General features: G+C 73.6%; 15 protein-coding genes. 5 read left to right on the top strand and 10 right to left on the bottom strand.

The window, feature by feature from the left end; translation table 11 throughout:
- From VK640_15725 to VK640_15735, 3 genes are all read right to left on the bottom strand, one after another.
- A partial coding sequence (locus VK640_15725) for an alpha/beta hydrolase (protein ID HTE74624.1) occupies positions 1 to 289 on the bottom strand: 289 nt, incomplete at its 3' end.
- Positions 290 to 293: 4 nt separating this feature from the next.
- Positions 294 to 3,062 carry a cyanophycin synthetase gene (gene cphA / locus VK640_15730; protein ID HTE74625.1) on the bottom strand — a complete coding sequence of 923 codons (2,769 nt, stop codon included), beginning with the start codon at positions 3,060 to 3,062 and terminating at the stop codon, positions 294 to 296.
- Positions 3,063 to 3,069: 7 nt separating this feature from the next.
- Positions 3,070 to 3,936, bottom strand: a complete 867-nt coding sequence (locus VK640_15735; protein ID HTE74626.1) for a cyanophycinase — start codon at positions 3,934 to 3,936, stop codon at positions 3,070 to 3,072.
- A 47-nt stretch (positions 3,937 to 3,983) separates the two neighbouring features.
- Between VK640_15735 and VK640_15740 the strand changes: the two genes are divergently transcribed.
- Complete coding sequence (locus tag VK640_15740; protein HTE74627.1) at positions 3,984 to 4,448, top strand: histidine phosphatase family protein; 465 nt, start codon at positions 3,984 to 3,986, stop codon at positions 4,446 to 4,448.
- Positions 4,449 to 4,464: 16 nt separating this feature from the next.
- On the opposite strand, the gene VK640_15745 is transcribed toward VK640_15740, so the two are convergent.
- From VK640_15745 to glgC, 5 genes are all read right to left on the bottom strand, one after another.
- Positions 4,465 to 4,968 (bottom strand): RDD family protein, encoded by a 504-nt coding sequence (locus VK640_15745; GenBank protein ID HTE74628.1) that lies wholly within the window; start codon positions 4,966 to 4,968, stop codon positions 4,465 to 4,467.
- Positions 4,965 to 5,696: a hypothetical protein gene (locus VK640_15750; GenBank protein ID HTE74629.1), complete on the bottom strand. Its 732-nt coding sequence runs from the start codon at positions 5,694 to 5,696 to the stop codon at positions 4,965 to 4,967. Before VK640_15750 ends, VK640_15745 begins: the two co-directional genes overlap by 4 nt.
- An 80-nt stretch (positions 5,697 to 5,776) precedes the next feature.
- Positions 5,777 to 6,700 carry a 2-dehydropantoate 2-reductase gene (locus VK640_15755; protein HTE74630.1) on the bottom strand — a complete coding sequence of 308 codons (924 nt, stop codon included), beginning with the start codon at positions 6,698 to 6,700 and terminating at the stop codon, positions 5,777 to 5,779.
- Between the two features lie 58 nt (positions 6,701 to 6,758).
- A complete protein-coding gene (serB, locus tag VK640_15760) occupies positions 6,759 to 7,982 on the bottom strand; it encodes a phosphoserine phosphatase SerB (GenBank protein ID HTE74631.1) in 1,224 nt (407 codons plus the stop codon).
- Positions 7,983 to 9,218: a glucose-1-phosphate adenylyltransferase gene (gene glgC, locus VK640_15765; GenBank protein HTE74632.1), complete on the bottom strand. Its 1,236-nt coding sequence runs from the start codon at positions 9,216 to 9,218 to the stop codon at positions 7,983 to 7,985. It abuts the gene before it with no gap.
- Between the two features lie 35 nt (positions 9,219 to 9,253).
- On the opposite strand from glgC, the gene glgA reads away from it, so the two are divergent.
- Positions 9,254 to 10,435 (top strand): glycogen synthase, encoded by a 1,182-nt coding sequence (glgA, locus tag VK640_15770; protein ID HTE74633.1) that lies wholly within the window; start codon positions 9,254 to 9,256, stop codon positions 10,433 to 10,435.
- Positions 10,436 to 10,456: 21 nt separating this feature from the next.
- Here glgA and VK640_15775 read toward each other — a convergent pair whose 3' ends face one another.
- Both VK640_15775 and VK640_15780 read right to left on the bottom strand, forming a co-directional pair.
- Positions 10,457 to 11,143 (bottom strand): hypothetical protein, encoded by a 687-nt coding sequence (locus VK640_15775; GenBank protein ID HTE74634.1) that lies wholly within the window; start codon positions 11,141 to 11,143, stop codon positions 10,457 to 10,459.
- A 54-nt stretch (positions 11,144 to 11,197) separates the two neighbouring features.
- Positions 11,198 to 11,923, bottom strand: a complete 726-nt coding sequence (locus tag VK640_15780; protein HTE74635.1) for a hypothetical protein — start codon at positions 11,921 to 11,923, stop codon at positions 11,198 to 11,200.
- A 99-nt stretch (positions 11,924 to 12,022) separates the two neighbouring features.
- Here VK640_15780 and VK640_15785 point away from each other — a divergent pair, with 99 nt between their 5' ends.
- From VK640_15785 to VK640_15795, 3 genes are all read left to right on the top strand, one after another.
- Entirely contained in the window at positions 12,023 to 12,805 is a 783-nt protein-coding gene (locus VK640_15785) for an ABC transporter ATP-binding protein (GenBank protein ID HTE74636.1), read from the top strand.
- Positions 12,806 to 12,922: 117 nt separating this feature from the next.
- Entirely contained in the window at positions 12,923 to 13,366 is a 444-nt protein-coding gene (locus VK640_15790; protein HTE74637.1) for an NfeD family protein, read from the top strand.
- A complete protein-coding gene (locus VK640_15795) occupies positions 13,366 to 14,277 on the top strand; it encodes an SPFH domain-containing protein (protein ID HTE74638.1) in 912 nt (303 codons plus the stop codon). The genes VK640_15790 and VK640_15795 overlap by 1 nt, the downstream gene beginning before the upstream one ends.
- Positions 14,278 to 14,403 lie beyond the last annotated feature (126 nt).

The following is a 14,403-nucleotide window of genomic DNA, read 5'->3' on the forward strand; positions in this document are numbered from 1 at the left end:
CGGCCGGCGGGTCGGTCAGGCCTTCGGTGGCCGCTCGCAGCCACAGGAGGGCTCCGAGCGAGTGGGCGAGCACCACCCGCTGCCCGCGGCCGAGCTGCGCCCACTCGGCGGCGAAGGCCGCCAGCCAGGCCGCGAGCCGCGGGTGGTCGGGGTCGGGCAGCTGCGGGTAGAGCACCTGCTCGCCGCGCTCCCGCAGCTGCTCGGTGAGCCACCAGGCCCAGTGCGCCGGCGGGCGGTGGTGCTGCCAGCCGTGCAGCACCAGGAACCGCCGGCCGGGTGCGGCCGGCACCGGGTCAGCCGCCGCCGGGGGGTGTCGGCAGGCCGGTGTCCGGGTCGCCCACCGCCTCGCCGAGGTGGGCGCCGGCCTGGGCCTGGTTCGACATCGCCTCGAGCTCGGCGAGCACGGCACCGTGCTTGTCGACGCACAGGACGACGATGTCCCCGGGGTTGGAGCGCGCCATCGCCTCGTGCACGGCGGGGATCTCGTCAAGCACCAGCTCGACCTGCTTGCAGCGCGCCCCGTCGGCCATCCGGGCCCGTGCGCCTGCGGCGACGAGAGCCGCCACGTCGCCCCTGGCCCGCCCTCGCAGGGCGGCGTCCTCGCGGACGACCAGCACGTCGAAGTGCTCGGCAGCGACGGCCCCCAGCTCGCGCATGTCCTCGTCACGGCGGTCGCCGGCTGTCGCGACCACCCCGATCCGCTGCGGACGGGCCAGGTCGGAGGCGGCCTCTGCCGCGTCGGCCAGCGCCTCGACGAAGTCACCCAGCAGCCGCATGCCCGGCGCGTTGTGGCAGTAGTCAACGATGACGTTGGCACCGGCGACCTCGAGCTGGTTGAGGCGGCCGGGGGACAGGTAGTACGACGTGGTGAAGGTGCGCAGGCCCTGCCGGATGTCGTGCAGGTGGGCACCGGCGGCGAACGCGGCTGCTGCAGCAGCCAGCGCGTTCTGGACGTTCATCTTGGCCTTGCCGCCGAAGGTCGAGGGCAGCAGGTGGGTCCACGCCAGCTGCATGGCCCGCCGGCCGTGCCGGATGACGATCATCTCGCCGAGGTCGCCGCGCTCGAGGACGACCGCACGGCCGCCGCGACGACAGTGCTCATCGACCATGTCCCGCACGTCGGTCCCGGCAGCGGCCATCGAGAACCACACGACCTCGCCCGAGCAGCGCCGCCGCATCCCGGCCACCAGCTCGTCGTCGGCGTTGAGGACGGCGAACCCGTCGCGGGGCACCGCCTCGACGACCACCTGCTTGACCTCGGCCAGCTGCTCGAGCGTGTCGATGCCACGCATGCCCAGGTGGTCCGGCGCGATGTTGAGCACCACGGCCACGTCGTTGCGCTGGTAGCCGAGGCCCTCCCGCAGGATGCCGCCGCGCGCGACCTCGAACACGGCGAAGTCGACGCGGGGGTTCTGCAGCACCATCCGGGCCGACTTGGGGCCGGAGGCGTCGGCGCGGATGACCAGCCGCTCGTCGATCACGATGCCGTCGGTCGAGGTCATCCCGACCTTGCGGCCCATGCCCTTGAAGACGTGGGCGATCATCCGCGACGTCGTCGTCTTGCCGTTGGTGCCCGTGACGGCGACGATCGGGATCCGGCTCGGCGTCCCGGGCGGGAACAGCGAGTCGACGACCGGCTTCGCCACGAACTGGGCGTCGCCGACGGTCGGGTGGGTGTGCATCCGGAAGCCCGGGGCGGCGTTGACCTCGCAGATGGCTCCGCCTGCCTCTCGGACCGGCTCGGCGATGTCGGGCGAGATGAAGTCGATGCCGGCCACATCGAGCCCGACGACGCGGGCCGCCTCCTCGGCGATCTCGACGTTGTCCGGGTGCGCCTCCAGCGTGCGGTCGATCGAGATGCCGCCGGTCGACATGTTGCCGGTCAGGGTGAGCTTGACCGTGGTGCCCCCGGGAGGCACGTCGTCCATCGCGAAGCCCTGCTCGGCGACGAGGGCCACCGCGGCCTCGTCGACCTTGATCCGGGTCAGAACCTTCTCGTGCCCGACGCCCCGGCGTGGGTCGGCGTTGGTCTCGTCGACCAGCTCGCGGACCGTGTGGACGCCATCGGCCACCACGTGCGCCGGCACCCGCTCGGCCAGCGCCACCATCCGGCCGCCGATGACGAGCACCCGGTAGTCCTTGCCGGTGATGAAGGACTCGACGACCACCCACCCGCGGCGCGACTCCTCCTGCGCGAGCGGGAAGGCGGCGCGCACCTGGTCGGGGTCCTGGAGGTCCAGCACCACGCCCCGGCCGTGGTTGCCGTCCAACGGCTTGCAGACGACCGGGTAACCGATCCGGTCGGCCACCCGGACGGCCTGGTCGGCGGTGCGCACCGACTCCGACCGGGGCACCGGGAGGCCCGCGGCGGCGAGCAGCCGTGTGGTGAGCTCCTTGTCGCCGGCGACGTCGACCGCTAGGGCCGACGTGTTGGACGTCATCGTGGCCCGGATCCGGCGCTGGTGGACGCCCTGGCCGAGCTGCACGAGGGAGTGCTGGTTCAGCCGCAGCCAGGGGATGTCGCGCGAGACGGCCTCGTCCAGGATCGCCTGGGTCGACGGGCCGAAAGCGGTCCGCTCGGCCTGCACGAGGAAGCGCTCGAGCTCCGCGGCGAAGTCGAGCTCCGGCTCGGCCTGCACGAGGTGGTTGACGAGCCGGACGGCCAGCGTCCCGGCGGCCAGGCCGACCTGCTCGTCGACGTACCCGTAGATGACGTTGTACTGGCCCCGCACCCCGGTGCCGCGGGTCTTGCCGCGGCGGATGTCGTGCCCCGCCTCCTGCTGCAGCTGCAGCGCCACGTGCTCGGCCACGTGCCCGAGCCAGGTGCCCTCCTTGAGCCGCTCGAGGAACCCGCCGCGGTGCCCGCGGGAGCAGGTGTGCCGGGCGATGCCGGGCAGCGCCTCGACCAGACCGTCGACGAAGCCCGGGATCGTGTCCGAGGGATGGTCCTCCAGCGACCCGAGGTCGACGACGAGGTGGACCGCTGGTTCGTACGACCACAGGTTGGGCCCCCGGTAGACCCGGGTCTGCAGGATCGCCAGATCGGGCTGCGGGCTGCTCATCGCGGTGTCAGTCCTCCTCGGTCTGGTGCTGGAGCTGGGCGGCGAGGTGCTCCTCCACGAACGACGCCAGCCGGCGCTCCACCAGGTCGAACCGGGCACCGGCCGGCAGGGTATGCACCACGACTCCGGACACCAGCATCGGAGCCCCGAGCTCGGCGAGGTGGGCGTCGCTGACGGCGCGCGAGCCGTCGGCGACGAAGACGCAGCCGGCACCGACGACCTCGAGCTCCCGGCCGCTGCGGACGACGGCCGCGGTGTCCTCGTCGACCCCGATGCCCAGCAGGCGCGGCGATCGGGCGACGACCGACAGCAGGCGGGCGTAACGGTTGCGCTGGGCGAAGTGCTGGTCGACCACCACGTGCGGCAGCAGGCCGAGGCCCGCCGCCGAGGTCGTGAGGCCCTGACGGGGCGAGGTCGCGTCGTCGCCGAAGGCGAGCATGTGCTCGCTCACGGCGCTCGCGCCGGCCGACGTGCCGCCGACGACCGCCCCCCGGGCGTAGGCGGCAGCGACCGCCGCCCCGAACGCCGTGCCACCCACCACCGACGACAGCTTGAGCTGGTTGCCGCCGGTCATGAAGACCGCGTCGACGTCGGCCAGCCGGGCGACCAGGGCCGGGTCGTCGGCGTCGCTGCGCGACTCGGGCCGGAAGCCGACGACGTCGCCGGCCCCCAAGGCGCGGAAGGTGCGGTCGTAGGTCTCCAGGATCTCCGGCCCCAGCGACGAAGCGGTCGCGACGACCGCGATTCGCGCCCCGTCGCCACCCGCCAGGCGCACCAGCTCGCGCAGCACCACCCGGTCGCCGACCCGGTCCTCGGCGCCACCGATCACGCACAGGACGCCCCCGGAGCCGGGCCGGACCGCTCGGTGCGCCACGGGGGGAGCCTAGGGGTCGGCAGGGCCCGCCCGGCACGATGGTGGGCATGAGCGACGCAGGCGCCACCTCCCGTCGGCTGGTCCTGGTGCGGCACGCCAAGGCGGAGCCCGGTGGGGAGGGCGCCGACCACGACCGGCCGCTCACCGACCGCGGCCTGCGCGACGCGGCCGAGGCGGGGCGGTGGCTGGCGTCCGCGGTGCCGCAGGTGGACGAGGTCTGGTGCTCGTCGGCGGTCCGGGCGGTGCAGACCTGGGACGCGATCGCGCCGTCGGTCGTCGCCCCGCCGGCCAGCGTGGAGCGCGAGCTCTATCTGGCCGGCGCGCGGGACCTGGTCGGCCGGCTCGAGCGCGTCCCGGACGGGCGCGCCGTCCTGCTGGTCGGGCACAACCCGACGGCAGAGCAGCTGCTCGCCGTCGTCGTGGGCGAGCTGCGCGGCCTGCGTCCCGGCGCGGTGGCGGTCGCCGACCTGGACACCGGGGCGCTGGTCGACCTCTGGTCCCCGCAGCGCTGAATCGGCAGGCCGCCGGTCAGGGGGCCGGCTGCGCGGGCAGGTGGACCCACGGCGCGTGCCGGCTCCAGTCGTGGACGACCGACGTGCGCAGGACCACGTCCTGCACCGACCGGCGCTCCCTGCTGACCGCGCACCAGAACAGCCCGATGGGGAAGACCGTGCAGAACGCGGCCCTCCCGATGGCCGTCAGCACGGGCAGTCGACGGCCACGGTGGTCGACCACCCGCAGCCCCATGACGTGGGCGCCGTAGGTGCGACCGGTCGTGGCCCAGCCGAGCGCCAGGTAGGCCATCAGGACGCCCAGCGTCGCCGTGAGGTTGAAGAATGTCGTGGTCGTCGGCAGGTGGAAGCTGCGCGGGTCGAGCAGCCACAGCACACCGGACCAGGTCAGGTACCCGGCGGTCAGCACGAGCCCCACGACGACCCCGTCGAGTGCGGCTGCCACACCGCGGGTGACCGGCCCGGCCCGGTGGCCCTGGTAGCCGCGGGCCTCCGCCGGGATCGGGGCGGCGGTGGTCACGGTCGTGGTGACCGCGCGGCTACCTCGCGCTGCACCGGCACGGCGTCGGGAACGGGGGCCGCCTCTTGCAGCGGGGCCACCGCACCGTCGGGGATCGACGGGTGGTGCCGGCGACGCAGCAGCAGCCGGTCCACCACACGGGTGACGACCTCGTCGGCGGCGATGGTCTGCAGGCGGACGTCCTGCACGGACTCCGACGCGACGGATGCGGTGGAGCCGCGGATGATGGCCGGCAGGTCGAGCGCGTCCATGACCTCCTGGGCCAGCCCGACCAGGTCGACCCGGTCGATGACCGCGTCGATGTCGAGCCGGGCCGCGACCGCGTCGATGTCCACCTCGGCCACGATCGCGTCCAGGTCGACCCGCTCGCGCACCAGTGCCGTGAGGTCCATCCGCTCGATGACCGCGTCGATGTCGAGCCGCGCAGCCACCGCGTCGACGTCGACGTCGCGGACCACGGCGTCCAGGTCGACCTGGTCGGTGACGACCGCTGTCAGGTCCAGCCGCGACAGGACCGCGGACACAACGGCGGGGACGAGGACGTCCAGGGCGGTCGCGACCGTGCCGGTGACGGCGCTGACCGTGAGGGCGGCGGCCTGCTCGAGACCGGCCCGGCCGGGGACGGGAAGCACACGCGCGACTCCCGCGAGGACCCGGCCGCCCTGCCGCCCCAGGGCGACGGCAGGCCCCGCCACGCCGGTGACGACCCCGCGGACCGAGGGGCTCATGGCTTCCTCATGGGCTCACCGTAGGTCCGCGACCCGCCGCGTGCCATCACCTTCGCAGGGTGAGCAGGCCCGCTTTCGCCTCAGGACCGGGCGTTGCGGACCGCCCAGGGCGTCAGCACCGCGAGCACCGCCGTGGTCATCGGCACCGGCACGCCGAGGGCAACAGCGCGCCGCGCGACGAAGCCGTGCAGGGCGTCGAGCTCCATCCGGCGACCCGCGACCAGGTCGTCATGCAGCGACGACACGCTGCCGGGCTCGACGCCCCGGCCCAGCTCGAGCGCGCGCTGGACGGCACCGTCCGCCAGTGGGTGCCCGTCCGCGGCTGCGACCGCGGCGACCTCCTCGACCAGCCGCCGGAAGCCTGCCCAGCCCTCCGCCGTGTCACGGATCTCCCCGATCGGCAGCCGCACCGCAGCGGTCATCCCGGCCTGGGCGCAGATGAAGGCGAGCTTGCCCCAGAGCACCCCGGTGATGTCCGTCGAGAGCTCGGCGCCGAAGCCGGCGGCGCGACAGCTCGCGACCAGGGCCTCGGCCCGGTCGCTCGCCCGGCCGTCCAGCTCGCCGACGGTGACGGTCGTCGGTCCGCCGGTGTGCACGACGACCCCTGGCTCGCCGATGCCCGCGAAGATGAACGCGGCGCCGCCCATGACGTGCTCGGGGCCGACGGCGGCAGCCAGCTTGGCCTCGTTGTCGACGCCGTTCTGCAGCGACACCACGGCTGTGCCGTCGCCGACCAGCGGGCCGAGGCGGGCCGCAGCGGACTCGGTGTCGTAGGTCTTGACGCAGAAGAGCACGACGTCGCACCGGCCGATCTCGGCCGGGTCGTCGGTGGCTGCGGCGTCGACTGTGGCGTCGCCCGCGACGCTGTGCAGCCGCAGCCCGTGCTCGCGCAGCGCCGCCAGGTGGGCGCCCCGGGCGAGCAGGTGGACCTCGACCCCTGACTGGGCGAGCCGCCCTCCGAAGTAGCCACCGACCCCGCCGGCACCGTAGACCGCCACCCGCATGCTGCGCTCCTCGCTCGCGACGTCTCCCCACCACTCGCGTCGTGCCCGTCGACCTTGGTCAGGTCGGCGGCGTCTCCACCTGGATGCCTTCGGCGGCGTCCGCGTCCTCGATCTCCTCGCGGCTGATGCCCAGCAGGAACAGGATCGCGTCCAGGTAGGGCACGTTCAGCGCGGCGTCGGCGGCCTCGCGCACCACCGTCTTGGCGTTGTAGGCGATGCCGAGCCCGGCCCGCGCCAGCATGTCCAGGTCGTTGGCTCCGTCCCCGATCGCGACCGTCTGCGCCACCGGGACCCCGGCCTCGGCGGCGAACCGCTCGAGCGCCGCGGCCTTGCCGGCGCGGTCGACGAGCGGTCCGACCAGGTCGCCGGTCAGCCGCCCGTCGACCACCTCGAGGGTGTTGGCGGCCGAGTAGTCGATGCCCAGGTCGGCCACCAGCGCGTCGGTGACCTGGGTGAAGCCGCCGCTCACGACGGCGATCCGGTAGTCCAGCCGCTTGAGGGTGCGCACGAAGGTGCGGGCCCCCCGGGCCAGCACCAGCTCGCGGCGTACGTCCGCCAGCGCCGCGGCGGGCACGCCGGCGAGGAGCCGGACCCGGGCCCGCAGCGACTCGGCGAAGTCGAGCTCACCCCGCATGGCGCGCTCGGTCACCTCGGCGACCTCGGGAGCGCAGCCGGCGTGCCCGGCGAGCATCTCGATGACCTCGCCCTGCACCAGGGTCGAGTCGACGTCCATGACCACCAGCCGCTTGGCCCGACGGTGCAGCCCGGCCCGCTCGACCGCCACGTCGACCCCGAGCGCCGCGGCGGTGAGCGCGAGCTGCCGGCGCAGCACCACCGGGTCGACACCCGAGACCTCGAGCTCGACGGCCGTCACCGGGTAGCGCGCGATGCGCACGATCCGGTCGATGTTGCCGCCGTAGTCGGCGACGCAGCCGGCGATGCCCGCCATCGCGGCCGGTCGGAGCGGGTGGCCGAGCACGGTGACGTGGCTGCGGCCGCGGCGGTGCCCCCGGTCCTCTGCCCCCACGGCGCTGACCTCGACCTCCATGCCGAGCGGGCCGAGCGCCGACTCCAGCGCGGCCTGGACCCGGGCCTGGGCACTGGCTGCCGCCGTGAGGAGCACACCGAGCACCAGCCGGCCGCGGATGACGACCTGCTCCACGTCGGCCACTGCCGCGTCCGAGCCGGACAGCGCCGTGAACAGCGCCGACGTCACGCCGGGGCGGTCGCGCCCGCTGACCGTGACCAGCAGCGCCGATCCGTGCGAGGGAGCCGCGTCCACTCAGACCGTGACCCGCTGGCCCTTGCCGACCACCGTGACGCCGCCGTCGGAGACGACGAAGCCTCGCGCGAGGTCCTCCTCGCGGTCGACACCGATGCGGGCGCCCTCGGGCACGACGACGTTCTTGTCGAGGATCGCGTTCTGCACGACGGCGTGGCGGCCGATGTCGACGTGGTTCATCAGCACGCTGCCGCTGACCTCGGCCCACGAGTGCACGTGCACCCAGGGGGAGAGCAGCGACCGCTCGACCTTCGCACCCGACACGACGGCGCCGCTGGACACGAACGAGTCGATGGCGTGGCCCATGCGCCCCGCCGAGTTGTGCACGAACTTGGCCGGCGGCAGCGGCTCGTGCGAGGTGTAGATCGGCCAGTCGTTGTTGTAGAGGTTGAAGACCGGGTGCACCGCGATCAGGTCGGAGTGCGCGTCGTAGAACGCGTCCAACGTCCCCACGTCGCGCCAGTAGTCGCGGTCGCGGTCGGTCGAGCCGGGCACGTCGTTGTCGCGGAAGTCATAGACGTGCGCCTCGCCCTTGGCAACCAGGCGCGGGATGATGTTGCCGCCCATGTCGTGCTTGCTGGACGGGTCCAGCGCGTCCTGCCGCAGCGCCTCGAGCAGCACCTCGGTGGTGAAGACGTAGTTGCCCATCGACGCGTAGACCTGGTCGGCCGCGTCGGCCAGCCCGACCGCGTCGGTCGGCTTCTCCCGGAACGCCGAGATGACCCGCCGGTCGCTGGCCGTCTCGATGACCCCGAACTGGTCGGCCAGCCCGATCGGCTGCCGGATCGCGGCCACCGTGACGCCGGCACCGGTCTCGACGTGCTGACGGACCATCTGGCTCGGGTCCATGCGGTAGATGTGGTCGGCACCGAAGACGATGACGTGGGTCGGCTGCTCGTCGCCGATCAGGTTGAGGCTCTGGTAGATCGCGTCGGCGGAGCCGGCGAACCACCGGGGGCCGAGCCGCTGCTGTGCCGGGACGGGGGCGATGTAGTTGCCGAGCATCGCCGACAGCCGCCAGGTCGAGGCGATGTGGCGGTCAAGGCTGTGGCTCTTGTACTGCGTGAGCACCACGATCTTGCGGTAGCCGGCGTTGACCAGGTTGGACAGCACGAAGTCGATCAGCCGGTAGATGCCGGCGAACGGCACGGCCGGCTTCGCTCGGTCGGCAGTCAGGGGCATCAGCCGCTTGCCCTCGCCACCGGCCAGGACGATGGACAGGATCCGGTCCGGCATGGTGCGCACGCTATCGGTGGTGCCACGATCACGCCATGCGCGTCGATCTGCTCACCCGTGAGTACCCGCCCGAGGTCTACGGAGGCGCCGGCGTCCACGTCGAGTACCTCGCCCGCGAGCTGCGCCGCCTGGTCGACGTCCGGGTGCACTGCATGGGGGCACCGCGCGACGAGCCAGGGGTGACGGCGTACGACGCGCCCGCCGAGCTGGCCGGCGCGAACGCCGCGCTGCGCACCATCGGGACCGACCTGCCGATGGCCGCCGCCTGCGAGGGGAGCGACCTGGTCCACTCGCACACCTGGTACGCCAACCTCGCCGGTCACGTCGCGAGCCTGCTGCACGGGGTCCCGCACGTGATGAGCGCGCACAGCCTCGAGCCGCTGCGTCCGTGGAAGGCCGAGCAGCTCGGTGGCGGATACGCGCTGTCGTCCTGGGTCGAGCGCACCAGCGTCGAGTCGGCCGACGCGGTGGTCGCCGTCTCGGCCGGGATGCGCGACGACGTGCTGCGCTGCTACCCGGGCGTCGACCCTGCGCGGGTGCAGGTGGTGCACAACGGCATCGACACCGAGGAGTACCAGCCCGACCAAGGCACTGACGTCCTCGAGCGGTACGGCGTGGACCCCGACCGGCCGTCCGTGCTGTTCGTCGGCCGCATCACCCGCCAGAAGGGCCTCCCTCACCTGCTGCGTGCGGCGCTCTCGCTCGACCCGGGGGTCCAGGTCGTGCTCTGTGCCGGCTCGCCCGACACCGAGGAGATCCTGGCCGAGGTGAGCGTGCTCGTCGACGCGCTGCGGCAGGACCGAGACGGGGTGGTCTGGATCGAGGAGATGGTGCCGAAGCCGGACGTCGTCCAGCTGCTGACGCACGCGACGGTGTTCGCCTGTCCGTCGGTCTACGAGCCGATGGGCATCGTCAACCTGGAGGCGATGGCCTGCGAGACACCGGTCGTCGCGACCGCCACCGGCGGCATCCCCGAGGTCGTCGCCGACGGCGAGACGGGGCTGCTGGTCCCGATCGAGCAGGTGACCGACGGCAGCGGGACGCCGCTCGACCCGGCGCGCTTCGAGGCCGATCTGTCCGCGCGGCTGACCGAGGTGCTGGCGGACCCGGACCGGGCGAGTGCGATGGGTGCCGCCGGGCGCCGGCGCGCGGTCGAGTCCTTCTCGTGGGCGGCGATCGCCACCCGCACGCTCGACCTCTACCGCACCCTGCTCTGACGTCCCTGACGTCGTGGCAGCTCAGCCCTCGTCGGCCGGCGCCGGGGGCGCAGGCGTCGGGAACATCGGTCGGTAGTCGCGCTGGAGCCGCAGGAAGCGGCGGACGGGGAACGATCCGGCGACCAGGAAGTAGATCACCGCGACGGCCACCCCGCACGTCACGGCCGGCCCGCTGCCGGCGTCGAGGGCACCGACGACCACTGCCGCGAGGATGCCCGCGACGGCGCTGTTGACGACACCGACGAGCATCCCGGTGCTGCCGAAGAGGTGGCTGACCTGGTTCGCGAGGAAGTAGTTGTAGGTGCGCATCACGCCCGCGTCGTCGTCCTTGGTGGAGGCGACGAGGTACGGCTCGACCTCCGGGTCCAGCCGGGTGTAGGCGGCGCGCAGCCGGTTCATCCCGATCACCAGCGCGTAGTCCTCCTCGCTGGCGTTGTGCACCCGCAGCAGTGTCATCGTGCCGACCAGCAGTACGAGGCAGAGCACCACGATCGCGAAGGTCGAGAAGCGCCCGTCGAAGTCCGTAGCCTGCCCGACCAGCGCGATGCTGACGGTCGTCGCCGACACGAACGTGAGCAGGATCGAGATGCGCGAGAGGACCTCGGCCTGTGCGGTGCTCCGCGTGGCGAGCAGGCTCCAGTGCTCGGTCGCCAGGATCTGCGCGCGGACACCGGGCGGGACCGACCCGGGCGATGGGTCGGTGGGCATGAGTCCTCCGCGGCGGGCGGGCGGCCGGCTGGGTCGTCGGCCAGTATGCGCCGGTCAGCCCTCCGCGTGGGCGCTGCAGGCGGCCTCGACCGCGTGCCGGGCGGCGTCGTCCAGCTCGCGCAGGATCCTGGCCCTGGCGCCGGCCTCGGCGCCGGTGACGACCCGGCCCTCGCCCGCGGCCGCGACCTCGACGACCGCCGAGATGCGCAGGGCCAGGGCGAGCAGGCGGTGGGCGTCAGCGCCGGCTGACCCGGGCAGCGCGGGCGGGCGCCCTCGGCCGCCGTCCAGCACCTCGGCGGCGGCCGGGTCCCAGGCCGCCACGTCGAGCCGGGTCAGCTCGGCGGCACCTTCTCGGATCACCTGGCTCAGCTCCTGCCTGGCGAGGCGCACGCCGAGCGGGGTCCGGTGGTCCGGGTCGACCCGGTGCGCCGACCACTGCGCCCGGGTGACCGGCAGGAGCGCCAGGGTGCACCCCCCGGTCGCGACGACCGCCGCACCCGCGGCCAGCGCCGCGGTGTTGAGCTCCGGGGGGCCGGGAAGGCCGGCCACGTCTCCCGGTCGCGGCAGCACGAGCCGCAGGCCGGTCGCGCCCAGCGCCCGCAACCGGCCCAGCGCGTAGGGCAGGGTCACCGGCTCGGGCTCTGCCGGCAGCCCCGCGACCCGGTGGACCGGGTCGTCCGGCCCGGCGACGGCGTCGGCTGCGTCGTCCGGGCTCAGCTGCCCGCGCAGAGCGGCGGAGCCCCACGCGGACAGCCGTCCGGCAGCTGGCAGGTCGCGCACCCGCCCAGTGTGCGGGGGCCGATGTGCCCGCCGGTGGGCGGGCCTGCGGAGCACGATCTGGCCCGGAGGCCCGCCGGCCCGCCCGATAGATTTGCCCGCATGTCCGACGTGCTCTCGTTCACCGGCGTGAGCGTGCTGCGCGACCGAGCCACCCTGCTCGACGCGATCGACTGGGCCGTCGCCGAGGGAGAGCGCTGGGTCGTGCTCGGGCCCAACGGTGCGGGCAAGACGACCCTGCTGCAGCTCGCGTCGGCCAACCTGCACCCGAGCCGTGGCACGGTGACCGTCCTCGGCGAGACCCTCGGCGCCGTCGACGTCTTCGAGCTGCGGCCGCGGATCGGCCTCTCCAGCGCGGCGCTGGCCGATCGGCTCCCCGCCCGAGAGACGGTGCGCGACGTGGTGGTGACTGCCTCCTGGGCTGTCGTCGGCCGGTGGCGCGAGCACTACGACGACCTCGACGCGGAGCGGGCCGACGAGCTGCTGGGGGCGCTCGGCGTCGCCCACCTGGCGGCCCGTCGCTTCGGCACGCTGTCGGAGGGAGAGCGCAAGCGGGTGCAGATCGCCCGCGCCCTGATGACCGACCCCGAGCTGATGCTGCTCGACGAGCCGGCCGCGGGGCTCGACCTCGGCGGGCGCGAGGACCTGGTGCGCCGGCTCGGCGAGATCGCGGCCGACGAGGCCGCCCCGGCGCTCGTGCTGGTGACCCACCACGTCGAGGAGATCCCGCCCGGGTTCACCCACGTGCTGCTGCTGCGCGGCGGCCGGGTCGTCGCCGCTGGACCGATCGAGACCACCCTGACGGCGTCGGCGCTCGCCCAGACCTTCGGCCTCGGCCTCGAGCTGGCCCGCTCCGGGCCCCGGTGGTCCGCCCGGGCGACCTGACGGCGTATCGGCGTGCCAGTGCGCTGACGACGTACCGCCCGGAACGCCGACCGCCTGCCAGGCGTTGCCTCGGCGAAGAGTTGCTGCCTCGTCCCTAGGATGGCGTGCGTGGACGGCATGGGGGGTTACGACTGGGTCGCGTGGCTCGGCCTCGCGGTCGTCCTCGGGATCGTCGAGGTGACCTCGCTGGACCTGGTCTTCGCGATGCTCGCCGCGGGAGCCGTCGCGGCGGCGCTGACCGCGCTCGTCACCGACAACATCGTGGTGCAGGCGCTGGTCGCCATCCTGGTCTCGGTCGGTGGTCTGGCGGTCCTACGTCCGGTCGCCCTGCGCCACCTGAAGACGCCGCACGCCATCCGCACCGGCACCGCAGCGCTCGTCGGGGAGCGAGGTCTGGTGCTGGCCGCGGTCAGCCGTGACGGCGGCCGGGTCAAGATCAAGGGTGAGGTGTGGTCGGCGCGCACCTACGACCCGCACGCGTCCGTCATCGAGGCGGGCAGCAGCGTGCAGATCGTCGAGATCGACGGCGCCACCGCGCTCGTCTACGAAGCGGAGGTCTGATGGAGGTCGGCTCGATCGTTGCCATCGTCGTGGTGGTGGTGGTCACCCTGTTCGTCCTCGTGTCCCTGGCGAAGACCGTCCGGATCGTGCCGCAGGCGCGGGCCGGCGTCGTCGAGCGGCTGGGGCGCTACTCCCGCACGCTCACGCCGGGCCTGACAGTGCTGGTGCCCTTCATCGACCGGCTGCGGCCGCTGCTGGACCTCCGGGAGCAGGTCGTGTCCTTCCCGCCGCAGCCGGTGATCACCGCCGACAACCTGGTGGTCGGCATCGACACCGTCATCTACTTCCAGGTCACGGATGCGAAGGCGGCGACCTACGAGATCGCCAACTACATCCAGGGCGTCGAGCAGCTCACCGTGACCACGCTGCGCAACGTGGTCGGCAACCTGAACCTGGAGGAGACCCTCACCTCCCGCGACCACATCAACGCCGCGCTGCGGGGCGTCCTAGACGAGGCCACCGGCAAGTGGGGGATCCGGGTCAACCGGGTCGAGATCAAGGCGATCGACCCGCCGCCCTCCATCCAGGACTCGATGGAGAAGCAGATGCGGGCCGACCGGGAGAAGCGCGCGACGATCCTCACGGCCGAGGGCTTCAAGCAGTCGCAGATCCTCACCGCCGAGGGTGAGCGGCAGGCGGCGATCCTCAAGGCCGAGGGTGACGCGCAGGCGGCCGTGCTCCGGGCTGACGGCGAGGCGCAGGCGATCCAGAAGGTCTTCGACGCGATCCACGCCGGCAACCCGGACCAGAAGCTGCTGGCGTACCAGTACCTCCAGACGCTGCCGCAGATCGCGCGCGGCGACAGCAACAAGGTCTGGATCGTGCCGAGCGAGCTGGGCGAGGCGCTCAAGGGCATCGGCGGCATGCTCGGCTCTGGCGAGGACCGCCAGCCGCCGCCCCGCGTGCCCTGACGAGAGCGGCGCCGTCCAGCCCCATGGACGGCGGGGGGCTGTCCGCAGGCCTGGTGCTGTGGCACCGTGGAGCTGCCCGCGTTCGCCCAGCCCCCGCGGCGCGGCGGCGCGTGTAGGGCTGCGCCG

It is taken from the genome of Actinomycetes bacterium (assembly GCA_035489715.1).
Lineage (GTDB): Bacteria > Actinomycetota > Actinomycetes > JACCUZ01 > JACCUZ01 > DATHAP01.

Bases quoted from the DNA above. Each gene is read 5' to 3' on its own strand.
- VK640_15740 (HTE74627.1), top strand. From the start codon at position 3,984: ATGAGCGACGCAGGCGCCACCTCCCGTCGGCTGGTCCTGGTGCGGCAC.
- VK640_15775 (HTE74634.1), bottom strand. From the start codon at position 11,143: ATGCCCACCGACCCATCGCCCGGGTCGGTCCCGCCCGGTGTCCGCGCG.
- VK640_15785 (HTE74636.1), top strand. From the start codon at position 12,023: ATGTCCGACGTGCTCTCGTTCACCGGCGTGAGCGTGCTGCGCGACCGA.
- cphA (HTE74625.1), bottom strand. From the start codon at position 3,062: ATGAGCAGCCCGCAGCCCGATCTGGCGATCCTGCAGACCCGGGTCTAC.
- glgC (HTE74632.1), bottom strand. From the start codon at position 9,218: ATGCCGGACCGGATCCTGTCCATCGTCCTGGCCGGTGGCGAGGGCAAG.
- VK640_15755 (HTE74630.1), bottom strand. From the start codon at position 6,700: ATGCGGGTGGCGGTCTACGGTGCCGGCGGGGTCGGTGGCTACTTCGGA.
- VK640_15790 (HTE74637.1), top strand. From the start codon at position 12,923: ATGGGGGGTTACGACTGGGTCGCGTGGCTCGGCCTCGCGGTCGTCCTC.
- glgA (HTE74633.1), top strand. From the start codon at position 9,254: ATGCGCGTCGATCTGCTCACCCGTGAGTACCCGCCCGAGGTCTACGGA.
- VK640_15795 (HTE74638.1), top strand. From the start codon at position 13,366: ATGGAGGTCGGCTCGATCGTTGCCATCGTCGTGGTGGTGGTGGTCACC.
- VK640_15750 (HTE74629.1), bottom strand. From the start codon at position 5,696: ATGAGCCCCTCGGTCCGCGGGGTCGTCACCGGCGTGGCGGGGCCTGCC.